This window comes from Streptomyces sp. NPDC005195, assembly GCF_040608315.1.
GTDB classification, from domain to species: Bacteria; Actinomycetota; Actinomycetes; order Streptomycetales; family Streptomycetaceae; genus Streptomyces; species Streptomyces kaempferi.
Genome location: NZ_JBEXHZ010000024.1, coordinates 25,950 through 43,483 on the forward strand (window position 1 = coordinate 25,950; position 17,534 = coordinate 43,483).

14 protein-coding genes are annotated in these 17,534 nt (G+C 72.3%); 9 read left to right on the top strand and 5 right to left on the bottom strand.

Annotated features, from left to right (window positions below; translation table 11 throughout):
* Positions 1–146 precede the first annotated feature (146 nt).
* The 3 genes from galE to idi all read left to right on the top strand — a co-directional run bounded on the left by galE (position 147) and on the right by idi (position 3,305).
* Positions 147–1,124 (top strand): UDP-glucose 4-epimerase GalE, encoded by a 978-nt coding sequence (gene galE, locus ABZV34_RS23370; RefSeq protein ID WP_356279823.1) that lies wholly within the window; start codon positions 147–149, stop codon positions 1,122–1,124.
* Positions 1,125–1,261: 137 nt separating this feature from the next.
* Complete coding sequence (locus ABZV34_RS23375; protein WP_356279826.1) at positions 1,262–2,200, top strand: cation diffusion facilitator family transporter; 939 nt, start codon at positions 1,262–1,264, stop codon at positions 2,198–2,200.
* A gap of 511 nt (positions 2,201–2,711) precedes the next feature.
* The gene (idi, locus tag ABZV34_RS23380) at positions 2,712–3,305 is read left to right on the top strand and encodes an isopentenyl-diphosphate Delta-isomerase (protein WP_356279829.1); all 594 of its coding nucleotides are present in this window, start codon (positions 2,712–2,714) and stop codon (positions 3,303–3,305) included.
* A gap of 139 nt (positions 3,306–3,444) precedes the next feature.
* Here idi and ABZV34_RS23385 read toward each other — a convergent pair whose 3' ends face one another.
* Positions 3,445–3,951 (bottom strand): ATP-binding protein, encoded by a 507-nt coding sequence (locus ABZV34_RS23385; protein ID WP_168534261.1) that lies wholly within the window; start codon positions 3,949–3,951, stop codon positions 3,445–3,447.
* A 299-nt stretch (positions 3,952–4,250) separates the two neighbouring features.
* Here ABZV34_RS23385 and ABZV34_RS23390 point away from each other — a divergent pair, with 299 nt between their 5' ends.
* Complete coding sequence (locus ABZV34_RS23390; protein ID WP_356279832.1) at positions 4,251–5,021, top strand: enoyl-CoA hydratase/isomerase family protein; 771 nt, start codon at positions 4,251–4,253, stop codon at positions 5,019–5,021.
* Here ABZV34_RS23390 and ABZV34_RS23395 read toward each other — a convergent pair.
* Both ABZV34_RS23395 and ABZV34_RS23400 read right to left on the bottom strand, forming a co-directional pair.
* Entirely contained in the window at positions 5,008–5,643 is a 636-nt protein-coding gene (locus tag ABZV34_RS23395) for a DJ-1/PfpI family protein (RefSeq protein ID WP_356279835.1), read from the bottom strand. The genes ABZV34_RS23390 and ABZV34_RS23395 overlap by 14 nt on opposite strands.
* A 17-nt stretch (positions 5,644–5,660) precedes the next feature.
* Positions 5,661–6,614, bottom strand: coding sequence for a GlxA family transcriptional regulator (locus ABZV34_RS23400; RefSeq protein WP_356279838.1), 954 nt, complete (start codon positions 6,612–6,614; stop codon positions 5,661–5,663).
* 125 nt (positions 6,615–6,739) lie between these two features.
* Here ABZV34_RS23400 and ABZV34_RS23405 point away from each other — a divergent pair, with 125 nt between their 5' ends.
* From ABZV34_RS23405 to ABZV34_RS23415, 3 genes are all read left to right on the top strand, one after another.
* The gene (locus ABZV34_RS23405) at positions 6,740–7,606 is read left to right on the top strand and encodes a hypothetical protein (RefSeq protein WP_356279841.1); all 867 of its coding nucleotides are present in this window, start codon (positions 6,740–6,742) and stop codon (positions 7,604–7,606) included.
* A gap of 88 nt (positions 7,607–7,694) precedes the next feature.
* Complete coding sequence (locus tag ABZV34_RS23410; protein ID WP_356279843.1) at positions 7,695–10,082, top strand: Tex family protein; 2,388 nt, start codon at positions 7,695–7,697, stop codon at positions 10,080–10,082.
* Between the two features lie 85 nt (positions 10,083–10,167).
* Positions 10,168–10,740 carry a putative glycolipid-binding domain-containing protein gene (locus ABZV34_RS23415; protein WP_356279846.1) on the top strand — a complete coding sequence of 191 codons (573 nt, stop codon included), beginning with the start codon at positions 10,168–10,170 and terminating at the stop codon, positions 10,738–10,740.
* 22 nt (positions 10,741–10,762) lie between these two features.
* Here the strand turns inward: ABZV34_RS23415 and ABZV34_RS23420 are convergent, their stop codons facing one another.
* Positions 10,763–12,403 (bottom strand): ABC-F family ATP-binding cassette domain-containing protein, encoded by a 1,641-nt coding sequence (locus ABZV34_RS23420; RefSeq protein ID WP_356279849.1) that lies wholly within the window; start codon positions 12,401–12,403, stop codon positions 10,763–10,765.
* Between the two features lie 193 nt (positions 12,404–12,596).
* On the opposite strand from ABZV34_RS23420, the gene ABZV34_RS23425 reads away from it, so the two are divergent.
* Positions 12,597–13,568, top strand: coding sequence for an FAD-dependent oxidoreductase (locus tag ABZV34_RS23425; protein WP_356279852.1), 972 nt, complete (start codon positions 12,597–12,599; stop codon positions 13,566–13,568).
* A 235-nt stretch (positions 13,569–13,803) separates the two neighbouring features.
* Here the strand turns inward: ABZV34_RS23425 and ABZV34_RS23430 are convergent, their stop codons facing one another.
* Positions 13,804–15,765, bottom strand: a complete 1,962-nt coding sequence (locus ABZV34_RS23430) for a Xaa-Pro dipeptidyl-peptidase (protein ID WP_356279855.1) — start codon at positions 15,763–15,765, stop codon at positions 13,804–13,806.
* 216 nt (positions 15,766–15,981) lie between these two features.
* Between ABZV34_RS23430 and ABZV34_RS23435 the strand changes: the two genes are divergently transcribed.
* The gene (locus ABZV34_RS23435) at positions 15,982–17,493 is read left to right on the top strand and encodes a M1 family metallopeptidase (protein WP_356279858.1); all 1,512 of its coding nucleotides are present in this window, start codon (positions 15,982–15,984) and stop codon (positions 17,491–17,493) included.
* Positions 17,494–17,534: the final 41 nt, after the last annotated feature.

A 17,534-nucleotide genomic window follows, 5' to 3' on the forward strand; every position in this document is an offset into this window, starting at 1 on the left:
GCGATCATCATCGGCGATCCGGGGTCCGCGCGACAAACCGCGACCCCAGACCGGACCATTGACGGCCTACCGTACGAGAACCGGCGTACCGGTGCGGAACACGGCAGGACGGGCGCGGTACCGGGCCCGGCATAGGGTGGTCGTCCATGACATGGCTGATCACCGGCGGGGCCGGATACATCGGGGCACACGTGGCGCGCGCGATGGCGGAGGCCGGGGAGCGCGTCGTCGCTCTGGACGACCTCTCCTCCGGGGTGGCCCGGCGTCTCCCGGAGGGCATCCCGCTGGTACAGGGATCGTCTCTGGACGGGGACCTGCTCAAGCGGGTCCTCGCGGAGCACGCGGTGACGGGTGTGGTGCATCTCGCCGCGCGCAAGCAGGTCGGCGAGTCCGTGGAGCAGCCGACGCGCTACTACCAGGAGAACGTGGGCGGTCTCGCGACGCTGCTGGAGGCGTCGGCCGGGGCGGGCGTGCGGAGGTTCCTCTTCTCCTCGTCCGCGGCCGTCTACGGCAATCCGGACGTGGACCTCATCACGGAGGACACCCCGTGCGCGCCGATGAGCCCGTACGGCGAGACGAAACTCGCCGGGGAGTGGCTGGTGCGGGCGGCGGGCCGGGCGCACGGCATCGCGACGGTGTGCCTGCGCTACTTCAACGTGGCGGGCGCGGTCACGCCGGAGCTCGCCGACACCGGGGTGTTCAACGTGATCCCGATGGTCTTCGACCGCCTCACCCGTGGCGAGGCCCCGCGGATCTTCGGTGGCGACTATCCGACGCCTGACGGCACCTGTGTCCGGGACTACATCCACGTCGCCGACCTCGCCGAGGCGCATCTCGCGGCGGCCCGCCGGCTGACGGGTGACGCGAGGGGCGATCTCACCGTGAACATCGGCCGGGGCGAGGGCGTCTCGGTACGTGAGCTGCTCACGCTCGTCGCGGAGGTCAGCGGTGACGCCCGGGAGCCGGTCGTCGAGCCGCGCCGTCCCGGTGACGCCCCGCGCGCGGTCGCCTCGGCCGCGCTGGCTGCCCGGGAGCTGGACTGGAGCGCGCGGCGCGGGGTGCGCGAGATGGTCGCCTCGGCATGGGACGGATGGCGCCTTCATCACCCCCCGACACAGGATTAACGATCTTCACCCGCTCTGACCTGCATCCCGTTCACGCAGGTCAGAGCAGGTGACAACGGTGTTCAGTGCAGCCTTGGCCCGATCCCCCCACCCGTAGTTCACTGTTGCCTCCGGGCAGCGGAGGGGAGGCGGCTTCCATGGGGGCTGGACACGACCACGGGCACGCGCACGACGGGCCCCCGACCGGCACGGCGGCGGCCGCGTACCGCGGGAGACTGCGGGTGGCGCTGTCGATCACGCTGGCCGTGACGGCGGTCGAGATCACCGGCGGGGTCCTGGCCGACTCGCTCGCGCTCGTCGCGGACGCGGCCCACATGGCGACGGACGCGCTGGGCCTGGGCATGGCCCTGCTCGCGATCCACTTCGCCAACCGCCCGGCCGGCGCGAACCGCACCTTCGGCCACGCGCGGGCCGAGATCCTCGCCGCGCTCGCCAACTGTCTGCTGCTGCTCGGTGTCGGGGGCTACGTCCTGTACGAGGCGGTCCAGCGCTTCGTGACGCCCGCGGCGACCGCGGGCGGCCCCGCCGTCGTCCTCGGTCTGGCCGGCCTGGCCGCGAACACGGTCTCGCTCGCGCTGCTGACGCGCGGACGCCGGGACAGCCTGAACGTGCGCGCCGCCTTCCTGGAGGTGGCGGCGGACGCGCTGGGTTCGGTGGCCGTCGTCGTCTCCGCGGCGGTGATCATGACCACCGGCTGGCAGGCCGCCGACCCGATCGCCTCGATCCTCATCGGCGTCATGATCGTCCCGCGCACCTGCAAGCTGCTGCGGGAGACGCTGAACGTGCTCCTGGAGGCGGCGCCCCAGCATGTCGACATGGCGGAGGTGCGCGCCCACATCGTGGCGGTGCCCGGCGTCGAGGACGTCCACGACCTGCACGCCTGGACCATCACGTCCGGCATGCCGGTCCTCTCCGCCCATGTGGTCGTCGCCACGGACGTGCTGAACGCCGGCCGGCACGAGAAGGTGCTCCTCGAGCTCCGGGGCCGCCTGGGCCACCACTTCGACCTGGAGCACTGCACCTTCCAGCTGGAGCCGAGCGGACACGCACGGCACGAGGCGAGGCTCTGCCACTGAGCGGGCGAGCGCCGGGAGACGGTCCGTCTCCGGCCGGTCGGCCGGGCCGGGAATCAGGAGTGCGGGGCCGGCGGAGGACCGCCCTTCCCCGACGACGGACCGGCCTTCGCCGACGGCGGAGCGGCCTTCGCCGACGGCGGAGCGGCCTTCGTCGGCGTACGGCCCGTCCGGCCGCGGACCGCTTCGGCGTCCGCTCCCGTCACCGTACGGCCCAACCGCCGCGAGGCGCCGCACCCGCTCCGGGTACGGCGTCCGGCCCGGCTCCGAAGTGCCTCGACAGGGGCCGGGCGGGGAGTGCGAGGCGAACATCTGTCGGCCCCTGTCCTGGACGATTCCTCGTCCGCGGCACCGGGCACGATCAGGTGTCCGGCCACTTCCGGCACCTGACGCCGACCGGCCGCATGTCCCGCCCCGGGAGTCCGGGGCGGGACATGCGGGGAGCCGCGAAGTGCCGGGAGTGCCGGTTTCGTACGGCAGACTTGGGACTCGAAGACCGATGCGAAGGATGGGTATGCCGACCACACCTGCCACCGCGACGCACAGTTCGTCGAACGGCACCGTTGAAGCGATCTTGCTCGAGCTGGTCGACGAGGACGGTAATACGATCGGCACGGCGGAGAAGCTCGCCGCCCATCAGCCACCCGGGCAGCTGCACCGGGCCTTCTCCGTCTTCCTCTTCGACGAGCGCGGACGGCTGCTGCTCCAGCAGCGCGCCCTGGGCAAGTACCACTCCCCCGGTGTGTGGTCCAACACCTGCTGCGGACACCCCTACCCCGGCGAGGCCCCCTTCGCGGCGGCCGCCCGCCGGACGTACGAGGAGCTCGGGGTCTCCCCCTCGCTGCTCGCGGAGGCGGGCACGGTCCGCTACAACCACCCTGACCCGGAGTCGGGCCTGGTGGAGCAGGAGTACAACCACCTCTTCGTCGGCATGGTGCAGACGTCGCTGCGGCCCGACGCGGAGGAGGTCGGCGACACGGTCTTCGTGACCGCCTCCGAGCTCACCGAGCGGCACGAGAAGGATCCCTTCTCGTCCTGGTTCATGACCGTCCTGGACGCGGCCCGTCCGGCGGTCAGGGAGCTGACGGGCCCGTCCGCCGGCTGGTGACGGACCCGCGGGGACGCCTCCGCGCCTCCCGGCGGGATCCGGGCTTCCCGGCAGAATCCGGTGCCGCGGCGGGCAACGTTCGCCCCGTCGCACGCACCGGACGCCGCGCCTCGAAGGGCGAACGGCGCCCGCCGCGGCCCTAGACGACGCTCGGCGTGAGCGGCAGGGCGGCCCAGATCACCTTGCCGCCGCTCGCCGTGTGCTCGACGTCGCACACCCCGCCCGACTCCCTGGTGACCTCCCGCACCAGCAGCAACCCGCGCCCGCCGGTCTGGCCGTGGTCCGCCTCCAGGGCCGTCGGGCGGTAGGGGTGGTTGTCCTCCACGGAGACACGCACCCACTCGGCACCGACGGCCACCTCGACGGCGAGCGTCGGGGACAGCAGCGCCGCGTGCCGGACGGCGTTCGTGACCAGTTCGGAGACGATCAGCAGGAGCCCCTGGACGAGGTCGTCCGAGGCGGGCACCCGTTGCCGCGCCAGCAGGTCACGAACGGCGTGTCGCGCCTGCGGCACCGAGGCGTCGGCAGCGGGAGCGGTGAACCGCCACACCCCCTCGTACGGCAGCGGACCCGGCGGTCTTTGGTCGGGAGGCACGTCCCCGCCGCCTTCGGGACGGGAGTCGAACCCCCGCCCGTGGTTCTCCATCGTCCGGTCGCCACCCTTGCGCTCGATTGTCACCACACGTCGAGTGTGGGAACGCGCTGGTCCGGACCCGATGACTGAACAGAAGTCAGCGACTATCGACGCTTTCCGACCGTCGATGCACGCCATGGTCGACCGGACGACCACTTTCGCCTTCTTTATGTCTACTTCGAGAACTATTCGGGTTGTACGGGTTTGCCGCCGAGGTCTCGCGGCGCATCGGGTGTCCGCCGGTACGGGCGGCCTCGGACACGCCCGCCCTCGCTGATCACGCGTTCGAGGGTGCGGATAGCATCCGGCGTATGGAGCCGCAGCTGCTGCACAGCGTCGGCGACGGCATCGCCACCGTCGTCATCCACTACCCGGCCAAGCGCAACGCCATGACGGCCGGGATGTGGCGGGCGCTGCCGCCCCTGCTCGACGGTCTGGCCGCCGACCCGGCCGTCCGCGCGCTGGTGCTCACCGGGGAGGGCGACACCTTCTGCGCGGGGGCCGACATCTCGACCCTGCGGGGCTCCTCGGACGAGGCGCAGGGCCTGGCCGTACGGGCCGAGGACGCGCTCGCCGCCTTCCCCAAGCCGACGCTCGCGGCCGTCCGCGGGTACTGCGTCGGCGGCGGATCGCAGCTCGCGGCGGCCTGCGATCTGCGGTTCGCGGAGGCCGGCGCGCTGTTCGGGGTGACCCCGGCGAACCTGGGAATCGTCTACCCGGCCTCCGCCACCCGGCGTCTGGTGTCGCTCGTGGGGCCGGCGACCGCCAAGTACCTGCTGTTCTCGGGCGAGTTGATCGACGCGGAGCGCGCGCTGCGCACCGGCCTGGTGGACGAGGTGCCCGCGGAGGGAGAACTCGACAAGCGGGTCGCGGAGTTCACCCGGGTACTGGCGGCACGGTCGCTGCTGACGCAGGCGTCCGCCAAGGAGTTCGCGAACGGTCGGACCGACCGGGACGCCCACTGGGCGGAGCAGGCGCGCGGCAGCGGCGACACCGCGGAGGGCGTCGCCGCCTTCCTGGAGCGCCGCCGGTCACGGTTCACCTGGACCACGCCGGGTTCCGGCCCGGCTATCGGAGGATGAACCGGCTCCTCGCGCGGAGCTCCGCCACCAGGTGCGCTGGCGCCTTCTCCGGTGACCCCGCGTCGTAGGGCGGCTGCGGGTCGTACTCCGTCAGCAGCTGCACGGCCTGGGCGTGTTCGTCGCCCGCGATCCGGCCGAGCAGGTGCAGCCCCATGTCGATGCCGGACGACACGCCGGCCGCCGTCACGTACTTCCCGTCGAAGACCACCCGCTCCCCCGTGGGCTCGGCGCCGAACTCCCCGAGGGTGTCGAGGGCCAGCCAGTGCGAGGTGGCCCGGCGGCCGTCCAGGAGCCCGGCCGCGGCCAGGAGCAGCGAACCGGTGCACACGGAGGTGGTCCAGGTGCTCGTGGTGTCGGCGGCGCGCAGCCAGTCCAGGAGGACCCGGTTCTCCATCTGCGCGGTCTGTCCGGGGCCGCCGGGGACCACGACGATGTCCGGGTGCGGTACCTGGTCCAGGGCGCGGTCGGCGGTGAGCGCGAGATTGCCGGTCTCGTTGCGGACCGGGCCGGTGCGCTCGGCGACGAAGACGGTCTCCGCGCCGGGCAGCCGGCCGAGGGTCTCGTAGGGGCCCACCGCGTCCAGGGCGGTGAAACGGTCGTAGAGGACGAGGGCGATCTGCATTGCGGGTCCTTTCCCGTTCAGTGCGTGGGTGCGGGGCGGAAGCGGCGCCGGTACTCGGCCGGGGCCGCGCCGAGCGCCCGGAGGAAGGCGCGGCGCATGGCCTCCGGCGTGCCGTAGCCGCAGGCGCGGGATATCTCCGCGACGCCGTCGGCGGTGTCCTCCAGCAGACGCCGGGCGTGTTCGAGACGGACCCGGTCGACGTACCGGCCGGGTGTCACGCCCGTCTCGGAGTGGAAGGCGCGCGCGAAGTGCCGGGGCGAGAGCCGGGCGCGGGCGGCGAGCGACTCGACACGGAGGTCCTCGCCGGGGTGTTCGGTGATCCACCGCTGGACCTCGCGCAGGGGTTCGCGCCGGGCCGTCTGCGCCGCGAGCTGCGCGCTGAACTGGGCCTGGTTGCCCGGACGACGCAGGAAGACGACCAGATGACGGGCGACCGTGAGGGCAGTCTCGCGGTCGAGATCCTCCTCGACGAGCGCGAGGGCGAGGTCGATTCCGGAGGTGACACCCGCGGAGGTGGACACCCGGCCGTCCCGTACGTAGATGGGGTCGGGGTCGACCTGGACGGCCGGGTGGTCGCGGGCGAGCTGGTCGCAGTACGCCCAGTGGGTGGTCGCACGGCGGCCGTCGAGCAGGCCCGCGCGGGCGAGCAGGAGGGCGCCGGTGCAGACGGAGACCAGACGGTCGGCGCGGGGGCCGTGGACTCGCAGCCAGTCGGTGAGGCCGGGGTCCGGCTGCCGGGTGCCCTGCCCGCCCGGGACGAGCAGGGTGTGCGGGGCGGGCGCCTCGGCGAGGGTGCCGTCGGGGACAAGGGTCAGACCGCTGGAGGTGCGGACCGGTGCGCCGTCCAGGGAGGCGGTACGGACGCGGTACGAGCCGGCCCGGGAGATCTCGGCGCCCGCGAAGACTTCCGCGGGACCGGTGACGTCGAGGCTCTGCACCGCGTCGAAGAGGACGACCAGGACGGTTCGCATGTCCTCGATTCTTGGCGGGACCGGAGATGGCCGCAAGGACGGGCAGCCCACCTTTCCTGCCACGCCCCCGCACGTTCTGGCGCCCACCCGTTCCCCGCGTACCGACCAGTCGGTAACCTGCGGTCATGACCACACCTCTGCCCGAGCGCGCCGGACGGCGCTGCCACAACGTCCTCAATCCGCTGCACTCGACCCACTACTTCTCGCCGGATCTGGGCCGTGAGCTCGCCGGGGTCGGCATCGACGACAGCCGGGGCGCGTACTTCGCGGTGCGGGCCGCGGCCATGGGACCGGTGGGTCCGGGCACGGTGACGGCGACGTTCTACAACTTCCGCCACGAACTGGTGGCCCGGCACGTGCCCGGGGTGTGGGAGAAGGCCTCCCCCGAGACCGTCCTCGCGGCACGCTCGCGCGCCGTCGACGCGACGCTGCGGCGGCTGCTCGGCGCGGACGTACTCGCCTCCAAGGAGCTGGCCGAGGCTGCCGAACTGGCGTTGCGCGCGGCCGAGGCCTGCACCAGGACCGCGCGTCCGCTCTACGCCGCGCACGCGGACCTGCCCGTGCCCGACGCGCCGCACCTCGCGCTCTGGCACGGCGCCACGCTGCTGCGCGAGCACCGCGGCGACGGCCACCTCGCGGTGCTGCTCGCGGCGGAACTCGATCCGGTCGAGGCGCTGGTGAGCCACACCGCGACCGGCAAGGGCATGGCCCCGAAGTGGGCGCTGGGCACCCGCGGCTGGTCCCGTGCCGACTGGGAGGCGGCGGTGGAGCGCCTGCGCGGGCGCGGGCTGCTGGACGCGGAGGGCGAGTTGACGCAGGCCGGCACGGCGTTGCGCCAGGAGATCGAGGTCCGGACGGATCAGCTGGACCGGGCCCCGTACGAGCATCTGGGCGCCGCGGGCGTGGAGCGCCTCACCGAACTGGCGAAGGGACTGCTCATGACGGCGCTCGCGGCCGGCGCGTTCCCCGAGGGCATGACCGGCAAGGGCTGACACCGCCGAACGGCGCCCTGATCCCCCGTTGTCGGTGTCACCTGCCACAATTGCCGCGCAACCTCTGTGGAGAAGGCGGTACGGGATCGTGACGACACCCCTCGTAGGGTCCATCGAAGGCAGGATCGCCGAGGAGCTCGGCGTACGGGAACGGCAGGTCAAGTCCGCCGTCGACTTGCTCGACGGCGGTTCGACGGTGCCCTTCATCGCCCGCTACCGCAAGGAAGCGACCGAGATGCTCGACGATGCGCAGCTGCGCACCCTCGAGGAGCGGCTGCGCTATCTGCGGGAGCTGGAGGACCGGCGCACGGCGATCCTCGAATCGGTGCGCGAACAGGGCAAGCTCACCGCGGAGGTCGAGGCCCGGATCCGGGGCGCCGAGACCAAGGCGCGCCTGGAGGACATCTATCTGCCGTTCAAGCCGAAGCGGCGCACGAAGGCGCAGATCGCGCGCGAGGCCGGTCTTGAGCCGCTGGCCGAGGGCCTGCTCGCCGACCCGTCGGTCGACCCGGTCGCCGCGGCGACGGCCTTCGTCGACGCCGACAAGGGCGTCGCCGACCCGCAGGCGGCACTCGACGGCGCCCGCTCCATCCTGACCGAGCGGTTCTCGGAGGACGCCGACCTGATCGGCGAGCTGCGGGAGCGCATGTGGGTGCGTGGACGCCTGGCGGCCAAGGTGCGGGACGGCAAGGAGGAGGCGGGCGCCAAGTTCGCCGACTACTTCGACTTCGCCGAGCCCTTCAAGGAACTGCCCTCGCACCGGGTCCTCGCCATGCTGAGGGGCGAGAAGGAGGACGTCCTCGATCTCGTCCTGGAGCCCGAGGAGCCGGCCGAGTCCCCGTCCGCTCCCTCGTCGTACGAGGGGATCGTCGCCCAGCGGTTCGGGATCGCCGAGCGCGGCCGTCCCGGCGACAAGTGGCTGAAGGACACGGTCCGCTGGGCCTGGCGGACCCGCCTGCTCGTGCACCTCGGCATCGACCTGCGGCTGCGGCTGCGCACCGCCGCCGAGGACGAGGCGGTCGACGTCTTCGCGGCGAACCTGCGGGACCTGCTGCTGGCCGCTCCGGCCGGCACCCGCTCGACCCTGGGTCTGGACCCCGGCTTCCGCACGGGCGTGAAGGTCGCCGTGGTCGACGCGACGGGCAAGGTCGTCGCCACGGACGTCATCTACCCGCACGTCCCGGCGAACAAGTGGGACGAGGCCGTCGCCAAGCTCGCCCGCCTCGCCAAGGAGCACACGGTCGACCTGATCGCGATCGGCAACGGCACGGCGTCCCGCGAGACGGACAAGCTCGCCGGTGAGCTCATCACCAAGCACCCCGAGCTGCGGCTCACCAAGGCGATGGTCTCCGAGGCGGGGGCCTCGGTGTACTCGGCGTCCGCGTTCGCCTCGCAGGAGCTGCCCGACATGGACGTGTCGCTGCGCGGGGCCGTCTCCATCGCGCGCCGGCTCCAGGACCCGCTGGCCGAGCTGGTGAAGATCGACCCGAAGTCCATCGGGGTCGGGCAGTACCAGCACGACCTGTCCGAGGTGAAGCTCTCCCGCTCCCTGGACACGGTCGTGGAGGACTGCGTGAACGGCGTGGGCGTGGACGTGAACACGGCCTCCGCCCCGCTGCTCTCCCGTGTCTCCGGCATCACCGCGGGACTCGCCGAGAACATCGTGGCGCACCGCGACGCCAACGGCCCCTTCCACTCCCGTACGTCCCTCAAGAACGTGGCCCGGCTCGGCCCGAAGGCGTACGAGCAGTGCGCGGGCTTCCTGCGGATCCGGGGCGGCGACGACCCGCTGGACGCGTCCAGCGTGCACCCCGAGGCGTATCCCGTGGTGCGGCGCATGGTGAAGTCGGCGGGCAGCGAGGTCACGACCCTGATCGGCAACACCGGTGCGCTGCGCTCGCTCAGGCCGGCCGACTTCGTGGACGAGACGTTCGGTCTGCCGACCGTCTCGGACATCCTGAAGGAGCTGGAGAAGCCGGGGCGCGACCCGCGGCCCGCCTTCAAGACGGCCACCTTCAAGGAGGGCGTCGAGAAGATCTCCGACCTGGCGTCCGGGATGGTGCTCGAAGGGGTCGTCACGAACGTGGCCGCCTTCGGCGCCTTCGTGGACATCGGCGTCCACCAGGACGGTCTGGTGCATGTCTCGGCCATGTCCAAGACGTTCGTCAAGGACCCGCGGGATGTCGTGAAGCCCGGTGACATCGTCAAGGTGAAGGTGCTCGACATCGACATCCCGCGCAAGCGGATCTCGCTGACGCTGCGCCTGGACGACGAGGCGACCGCGCCGGACCAGCAGGATGAGGGCGGGCGTCCGCAGCGGGGCGGACGCCCTCCGCAGCAGCGCCAGCAGCAGCGTCAGCCGCGGGGCGGGACGGGCGGCGGTTCGCGGCAGGCCGCTCCGCCGCCGGCCAACAGCGCGATGGCCGACGCGCTGCGGCGCGCGGGGCTGACGGACCCGAAGAAGGGCCGTCGTTGAACCGCGGGTGAGCCGTGGCCGGTCGAGCGGTTCCCCGCGCCCCCGAAGGGGCGCGCCGCTGAGCCCACGCTCCTAGAGTGACCGTATGGCCGGCTCGCGTGTCCTTACCTGGGAAGTCACGGAGAGCAAGGGGTTCGAGACCTCTTGGATCATGTCCGGCGCCCGCTCTCTGCGGGCGCGCGGACGTGCCGTCGGAACGGTTCCCGAGCCGTACTGGATCTCCTACGAACTCGACACCGCCGACGGGTTCGTGACCCGGCGGCTGTGGGTGAGCGCCGAGACGGCCTCGGGCACCCGCACACTCGACCTGCGGCACGACGGTGAGGGCCGCTGGTCGGCGGACGGGGAGTGGCTGCCCGCTCTCGGCGGCGCCCTCGACTGCGACCTGGGGCTGTGCCCGCTGACGAACACCATGCCGGTGCTGCGCCACCGGCTCCATCTCGCCCCGGGCGAGCGCGAGTTCCTGATGGCCTGGGTGTCCGTGCCGGACCTCGCCGTGCGGGCGTCGCAGCAGACGTACGTCCATCTGGGCAGGGACGGCGGGCGCGGCCGGGTCCGCTTCTCCTCCGGGGACCACCGCAGCGACCTGGAGTTCGACGCGGACGGATTCGTCGTCGACTATCCCAGGATGGCGCGGCGCCTCGCGGTGGCCCGGTAAGTACCGTGCCCGGACAGGCCCATCAGCGCTCGGTCACCTTGCCCGCGGCCACTTCCAGGCGGCGCGTGGTGCGCACGGCGTCGAGCATGCGGCGGTCGTGGGTCACCAGCAGCAGCGTGCCCTCGTACGTGTCGAGGGCCGACTCCAACTGCTCGATCGCGGGGAGGTCGAGGTGGTTGGTCGGCTCGTCGAGGACGAGAAGGTTGACCCCACGCCCCTGGAGCAGGGCCAGCGCCGAACGGGTGCGTTCGCCCGGGGAGAGGCTGGTGGCCGGACGCAGCACGTGCTCCGCCTTCAGCCCGAACTTGGCCAGCAGGGTACGGACTTCGGCCGGTTCGGTGTCGGGGACGGCGGCGCAGAACGCGTCGAGCAGGGACTCCGGGCCGTGGAAGAGCTTGCGGGCCTGGTCGACCTCGCCGACGACGACGCCGGAGCCGAGGGTGGCGTGCCCGGCGTCCAGCGGGACGCGGCCGAGCAGAGCGCCCAGCAGGGTCGACTTGCCCGCGCCGTTGGCGCCCGTGACGGCCACCCGGTCCGCCCAGTCGATCTGGAGCGTGGCCGGCCCGAAGGTGAAGTCGCCGCGCCGCACCTCGGCGTCCCGCAGAGTGGCGACGACCGCTCCGGAGCGCGGCGCGGCCGCGATCTCCATGCGCAGTTCCCACTCCTTGCGCGGCTCGTCGACGACATCGAGCCGTTCGATCATGCGCTGGGTCTGCCGGGCCTTCGCGGCCTGCTTCTCACTGGCCTCGCTGCGGAACTTGCGGCCGATCTTGTCGTTGTCGTTGTTCGCCTTGCGCCGGGCGTTCTTCACTCCCTTGTCCATCCAGGAGCGCTGCATCTGCGCACGTCCTTCGAGGGCGGACCGCTTGTCCGCGTACTCGTCGAAGTCCTCCCGGGCGTGCCGGCGAGCGGTGTCACGCTCCTCCAGGTACGCCTCGTAGCCACCGCCGTACAGCGTGATCTGCTGCTGCGCGAGGTCGAGTTCGAGCACCTTGGTGACCGTGCGGGTGAGGAACTCGCGGTCGTGGCTGACGACGACGGTGCCCGCGCGCAGGCCGGAGACGAACCGTTCGAGCCGCTCCAGCCCGTCCAGGTCGAGGTCGTTGGTGGGCTCGTCGAGCAGGAAGACGTCGTAGCGGGAGAGCAGCAGCGAGGCCAGCCCCGCGCGGGCGGCCTGCCCGCCGGACAAGGCCGTCATCGGCTGGTCCAGGTCGACCGCGAGGCCGAGGGAGTCGGTGACCTCCTCCGCCCGCTCGTCGAGGTCGGCACCGCCGAGGCCGAGCCAGCGCTCCAGGCTCTCCGCGTACGCGTCGTCCGCGCCCGGCGCGCCGTCGACGAGCCACTGCGTCGCCTCGTCCATCACCCGCTGGGCCTCGGCCACGCCGGTGCGCCGCGCGAGGAAGGCCCGTACGGTCTCGCCGTCCCGGCGCTCCGGCTCCTGTGGCAGATGCCCGACCACCGCGGACGGCGGGGACAGCCGCAGCTCCCCCTCCTCGGGCGTGAGCAGCCCGGCGAGCAGCCGCAGCAGCGTGGACTTTCCCGCGCCGTTGGCGCCGACCAGCCCGATCACGTCGCCGGGTGCGACGACGAGGTCGAGCCCGGTGAAGAGCGAGCGGTCACCGTGTCCGGCGGCGAGGTTCTTGGCGACGAGAGTGGCAGTCATCAGGAGGCCGATCCTAACGGCCCGGCCGGCCTGCCGTAGACCTCGCGTTCCGTGCGCGACCGACCACCCGCACACGTGCGTCCGCCGCCCTCACCGCCGGGTGTCCGCCCCCTCACCGCCGTGCGCGTGCCGTGGGGGTCCCGGACGCAGAGTGACGTGAGCACGGCATGACGTGTTCCGCTAACGTCCCCACGTGGAGAACACGCGGAACGACGACGTGATCGTGGTCGGCAGCGGTGTCATCGGACTGACGACGGCCGTCGTCCTGGCCGAACGCGGTCGGCGGGTGCGGGTGTGGACACGGGAGCCCGCCGAGCGGGCCACCTCGGCGGTCGCCGGAGCACTGTGGTGGCCCTACCGCATCGAGCCCGAGGCGCTCGCCGGTGAATGGGCGCTCCAATCACTCTCCGTGTACGAGAAGTTGGCGGAACGGCCGGGAACGACCGGCGTACGTCTGGTCGACGGCGTACTGGCGGGGTCGCGACCGGAGACGCAGGGCCCGTGGGCCGCCCGGGTGCCGGGGCTGCGGGCGGCCACGCCCGAGGAGTACGCGGGAACCGGACTGCGCGCGCGGCTGCCGCTGATCGACATGCCGGTGCATCTGAGGTGGCTGCGTGAGAGGTTCACGGCGGCCGGCGGGATCATCGAGACACGCACGGTGACCGACCTCGCCCGGGTGGCGGCGCCGGTCGTCGTCAACTGCGCGGGGCTGGGGGCGCGCTCACTCGTCCCGGATCCGGCCGTACGGCCGGTGCGCGGACAGCTCGTGATCACGGAGAACCCCGGCATCGACTCCTGGATCGTCGCGACCGACAAGATCGCCGGGACGAGCACGTACATCTTCCCGCATCCCGACCGGCTGGTGCTCGGCGGCACCACCGACGAGGACGAATGGTCGCTCACGCCCGATCCGGCGACGGCCGCGAGGATCGTCGAGCGGTGTGCCGCCCTGCGCCCCGAGATCGCGGGGGCGCGTGTCCTCGGTCATCTGGTGGGACTGCGACCGGTACGTGCGCCGGTGCGACTGGAGCGTGAGGTGCGCGCCGACGGGCGGATCGTGGTGCACCACTACGGCCATGGCGGCGCGGGGGTCACGGTGGCCTGGGGGTGCGCGCGGGAGGCGGCCGCGCTCGCGGCCGGAGAGGACCCGGTCGCAGGGGGCTGAACCACGGCCGTGGACGCACGGCCGGTGGCCCTGCTGCCGGCCGGCGGCCTGAACGGACGTCCGGTGGAGGGTCCTCCACTCCGGACGCCCGAACAGACCGCCAGGTGGAGGCTGGTCGCTCCCCGCCACCCGGACGGGCTTCGGATCGCCGAAGGCTCCAGGTGCCCTTCGTGGCGGGGGCCGGGGCCGTGACGGTGGGTGACCGGCACGGCCCCGGCGCGCGTCCGGGACGCCGTCAGTGGCGGTCGCCCGGCACCCGCTGGGCCCTGCGCGGATCGCCGACGCCGTCGTGGACGGACGGACTCGCGGCCGTGCCGGTCCCCGCCGTCGCTCTGTCGAAGGCCTCGGCGCCTCCGACCACCGGGACCCGGGCCGACGTACGGGAGAGGTCGAGTGTCAGGGTCGGGGTGTCGGCGGGCGGGTCGATGAGATCGCGGTCGGTGCCGGCGACGACGAGTGCGAGCCGGTGGCCCGCCGGCACGACGTGGTCGGTGGCCGCCAGGTCGAGCGTGATCGTGTAGGCCCTGCCGGGCGTGAGCGGGACTCCCTTGCGCGCGGAGGCGTAGGTACCGAGGTCGGCCCAGCCCCGGCTGAGGACGGTGGCGCCCACGCCGGTCGTCGTCGCCCGAGTGATCTTGTAGCAGGAGCTGTCGCCGGCGGTGCTCGATCCCCAGCAGGTCCGGTCGGTGAGGGTGGTGATGCCCTCGCCACCGGCGGCGTAGTCACGGATCGTGTCGGGTCCGAGGTCGACCAGGACCGCGCTGAGGTGCGCGGTGGACGTGGTCGGTGTGGCGGTGACCGTCACCCTGGAGGAGCCGGACAGGCGCAGGTCCTTGGTCAGCGGCTTGGTGACGAAGCCGGCCTTCTCCCCGGTGGACCGGTCGACATCGGCCGCCCAGTCGGTCTCGCTCAGCCGCGGATCGTCGGTGAACGTCTCCGTTCCGGACCCCCTGCGCAGCCCGAGGGTGCCGACGCCCTGCTGGGTGCCCGTGCCGGGGTGCAGGGTGGCCGTCCGGGTGGAGCGGGGCGGCCAGACGGACGTGGTGACCCACTGGTCGGGGTGGCGCTCGATGTCGGCCATGGGCGCGCGGTCGATACCGTTGTCGTAGCCGAGCAGTTCATGGTCGAACCAGCGGTGCAGGGTGTCGACCCAGGCAGAACGGCGGAAGTCGAACGGGTCGACGTGACCGGTCTGGGAGAGCCAGATCTTGCGCTCGACGCCGTTCTTGGCGAGGGCGTCCCACCACTGGCCGAAGTTCTTGGTGCGGACGTTGAGGTCCTGCATGCCGTGCACGAGGAAGACGCTGGCCCTGACCTTGCCGGCGTCCTTCACGTAGTCGCGCTCGGTCCAGAACGGTGTCCGGTCGCCGGTGCGCGGGGCCCCCGCGACGATCTTCTGCTGCACGGCGGCGCACCTGGCCCGGGCGTCGGGGCTGTCGACGTAGTCGGAGAGCCAGTCCGGTCCCGAGTCGTAGAGCGGGGCGCCCTGGGCGAAGTAGTAGTCGTACCAGGAGGAGATGGCGCTGATCGGCACGATGGTCTTCAGGCCTCTGACGCCGGTGGCGGCGACCCCGTTGGCGATGGTGCCGTCCCAGCTCTTGCCGATCATGCCGGTACGGCCGTTGGTCCAGGTCGCTCTGGCCGGGTCGGCGCCGGTGCGGGTGGTGTAGGCCCTGGCCCGTCCGTTCAGCCAGTCGACGACCGCCTTCGCGGACTGGATGTCGGAGCGTCCCCCGACGTCCACACAGCCGTCGGAGCGATTGGTTCCGGCCAGGTCCACGCCGACGAAGGCGTAGCCGCGGGGTACGAAGTAGTTGTCGTAGAAAAGCGGCATCTGGACGACGTCGCCGTGCGCGTCGTACGTCTTGAGCTGGCTCTCGTTGCCGCGTCCGCAGCAGGAGTAGTACGGGCTGGCGTCCATGATCACGGGCACCTTGCGGCCCTGCTGGGCGGGTTCGCGGGGCCGGACGATGTCGACGGCGACGCGGTCGGTTCTCCCGTCGCTGTCGCCGTCGAGGCCGGTGTCCACCCAGACGGATTCACGGATCGCGTTGTCGTAGGAGTAGACCGGAGCGCTCTCCCGCACCGTGGCGTGCGCGGCGGCGGGGGTGAGGAAGGCGGCCATCAGGGCGGCCGTGGCCACCGTCGCGAGCGATCTCCAGGTCGTGAAGCGCATGCGGCGCGCTGGTATCGGCATGCGCGGACGGTACCCCGGTCAACTCCTGCGCAAAAGGGGGCACTTGGAAGCCTCGCAGGGGGAAAGTCCGGTGCGGACGAAGCGGGTGGGATGTTCCGGCGAAAGGTGTCGGCCGAATGGCGATCGTGTGACAGGGGCGGCCATGGACACGGCCGGGGTCACAGGGACTCAATAGGCTCCGAACAGACCCCGTGCCCCGACGACTTGGAGCTTGACGTGCACCGCAGACTCATCGCCCCGGGCGCGCTCGCCGCCTCCCTGCTGCTGGCGATCCCGGCATCGGCGGCGGACTACACCGCCGGGGCGCCGGGCATCGGCGACCCCTACTACCCGGCCTACGGCAACGGCGGGTACGACGTCTCGCACTACGACCTCCGGCTGACCTATCAGCCGGCGACGGACGAACTGGAGGGCACGGCCACCCTCCTGGCCACCACCACGCAGGACCTCTCGCGCTTCGATCTGGACTTCCTGCTCGACGTGAGCGAGGTCCGGGTCAACGGCGCGAAGGCCTCGTTCACCACCTCGGGCCAGCACGAGCTGGAGATCACCCCGGCGACCCCGCTGCCGAAGGGCACTCCCGTCACCGTCGTGGTCCGCTACAGCGGGGTGCCCTCCACGAAGAGCGCGTACGGCTTCTCGACCTGGCACCGCACCCCGGACGGCGCCGTCGCGGCGGACGAGCCCGAGTCGGCCTGGTGGTGGTACCCGAGCAACGACCACCCGAGCGACAAGGCGACCTACGACGTCTCGGTGGCCGTGCCGGACGGCACCCAGGCCATCTCCAACGGCACGCTCCAGTCGACGAGTTCACGGCTCGGCTGGACCCGCTACAACTGGCGCTCGAACAAGCCGCAGGCGACCTATCTGACGACGCTCGCGATCGGCAGGTTCGACATCACCACCGGGAAGACGTCCGACGGCGTCCCGGTCGTCAACGCGTACAGCAAGGACCTCGGCGACAACGACGGGGCCGCACGGGCGAGCGTCGAGCGGACCGGGGAGATCGTCGACTGGCTGACCGGCTACTTCGGCCCGTACCCCTTCAGCTCGGTGGGGGGTTACGTCCCGAACACCACCACCGGGTACGCGCTGGAGACGCAGACGCGCGTCTACTACAGCCCACGGCAGTTCGCGAGCGGTTCCAACACCTCCGTGGTCGTCCACGAGCTGGCGCACCAGTGGTACGGCGACGACGTGTCGCTGGCCGGGTGGAAGGACATCTGGATCAACGAGGGCTTCGCGCGGTACGCGCAGTGGCTCTGGTCCGAGCACGAGGGCGAGGGGACGACACAGGAGCTCGCGGACTACACGTACGCGTCGCACCCGGCGGACGACGCCTTCTGGACGGTGAAGCCCGGTGACCCCGGTCCGGACAACCAGTTCGACGCCGCTGTCTACGACCGGGGGGCGCTGGCGATCCAGGCGCTGCGCGACGAGATCGGGGACGACGCGTTCTTCACCGTGCTGAAGGGTTGGCCGAAGGAGCACCCGTACGGGAACGCCTCGGTCGGGGACTTCCGCGCGTACGCCGAGCGGGTGTCCGGCCGGTCACTCGCCTCCCTCTTCGACACCTGGCTGTTCCAGCCCTCGAAGCCGGCCGAGCCCGCGGCGCGGGGCGCGAAGCCGGGCGCGGCGCTCTCGGGGGCGCGGGTCGCGAAGGGGCTCCCCGCGCGGCCCAGGTCGTGGAAGAAGATCGCGGCGACGGACTCCGTCCACTCCGGCTGAACCCGCGGTCCCGGCCGGGGTTCGCGGTCCTGGGTCCTGGG

What these genes read in the sequence shown, in the direction of transcription:
- ABZV34_RS23395 (WP_356279835.1), bottom strand. Translation starts at nt 5,643, where the DNA reads ATGCAGATCGCCCTCGTCCTCTACGACCGTTTCACCGCCCTGGACGCG.
- ABZV34_RS23430 (WP_356279855.1), bottom strand. Translation starts at nt 15,765, where the DNA reads ATGCCGATACCAGCGCGCCGCATGCGCTTCACGACCTGGAGATCGCTC.
- idi (WP_356279829.1), top strand. Translation starts at nt 2,712, where the DNA reads ATGCCGACCACACCTGCCACCGCGACGCACAGTTCGTCGAACGGCACC.
- ABZV34_RS23400 (WP_356279838.1), bottom strand. Translation starts at nt 6,614, where the DNA reads ATGCGAACCGTCCTGGTCGTCCTCTTCGACGCGGTGCAGAGCCTCGAC.
- ABZV34_RS23385 (WP_168534261.1), bottom strand. Translation starts at nt 3,951, where the DNA reads ATGGAGAACCACGGGCGGGGGTTCGACTCCCGTCCCGAAGGCGGCGGG.
- ABZV34_RS23415 (WP_356279846.1), top strand. Translation starts at nt 10,168, where the DNA reads ATGGCCGGCTCGCGTGTCCTTACCTGGGAAGTCACGGAGAGCAAGGGG.
- galE (WP_356279823.1), top strand. Translation starts at nt 147, where the DNA reads ATGACATGGCTGATCACCGGCGGGGCCGGATACATCGGGGCACACGTG.
- ABZV34_RS23390 (WP_356279832.1), top strand. Translation starts at nt 4,251, where the DNA reads ATGGAGCCGCAGCTGCTGCACAGCGTCGGCGACGGCATCGCCACCGTC.
- ABZV34_RS23405 (WP_356279841.1), top strand. Translation starts at nt 6,740, where the DNA reads ATGACCACACCTCTGCCCGAGCGCGCCGGACGGCGCTGCCACAACGTC.
- ABZV34_RS23420 (WP_356279849.1), bottom strand. Translation starts at nt 12,403, where the DNA reads ATGACTGCCACTCTCGTCGCCAAGAACCTCGCCGCCGGACACGGTGAC.
- ABZV34_RS23375 (WP_356279826.1), top strand. Translation starts at nt 1,262, where the DNA reads ATGGGGGCTGGACACGACCACGGGCACGCGCACGACGGGCCCCCGACC.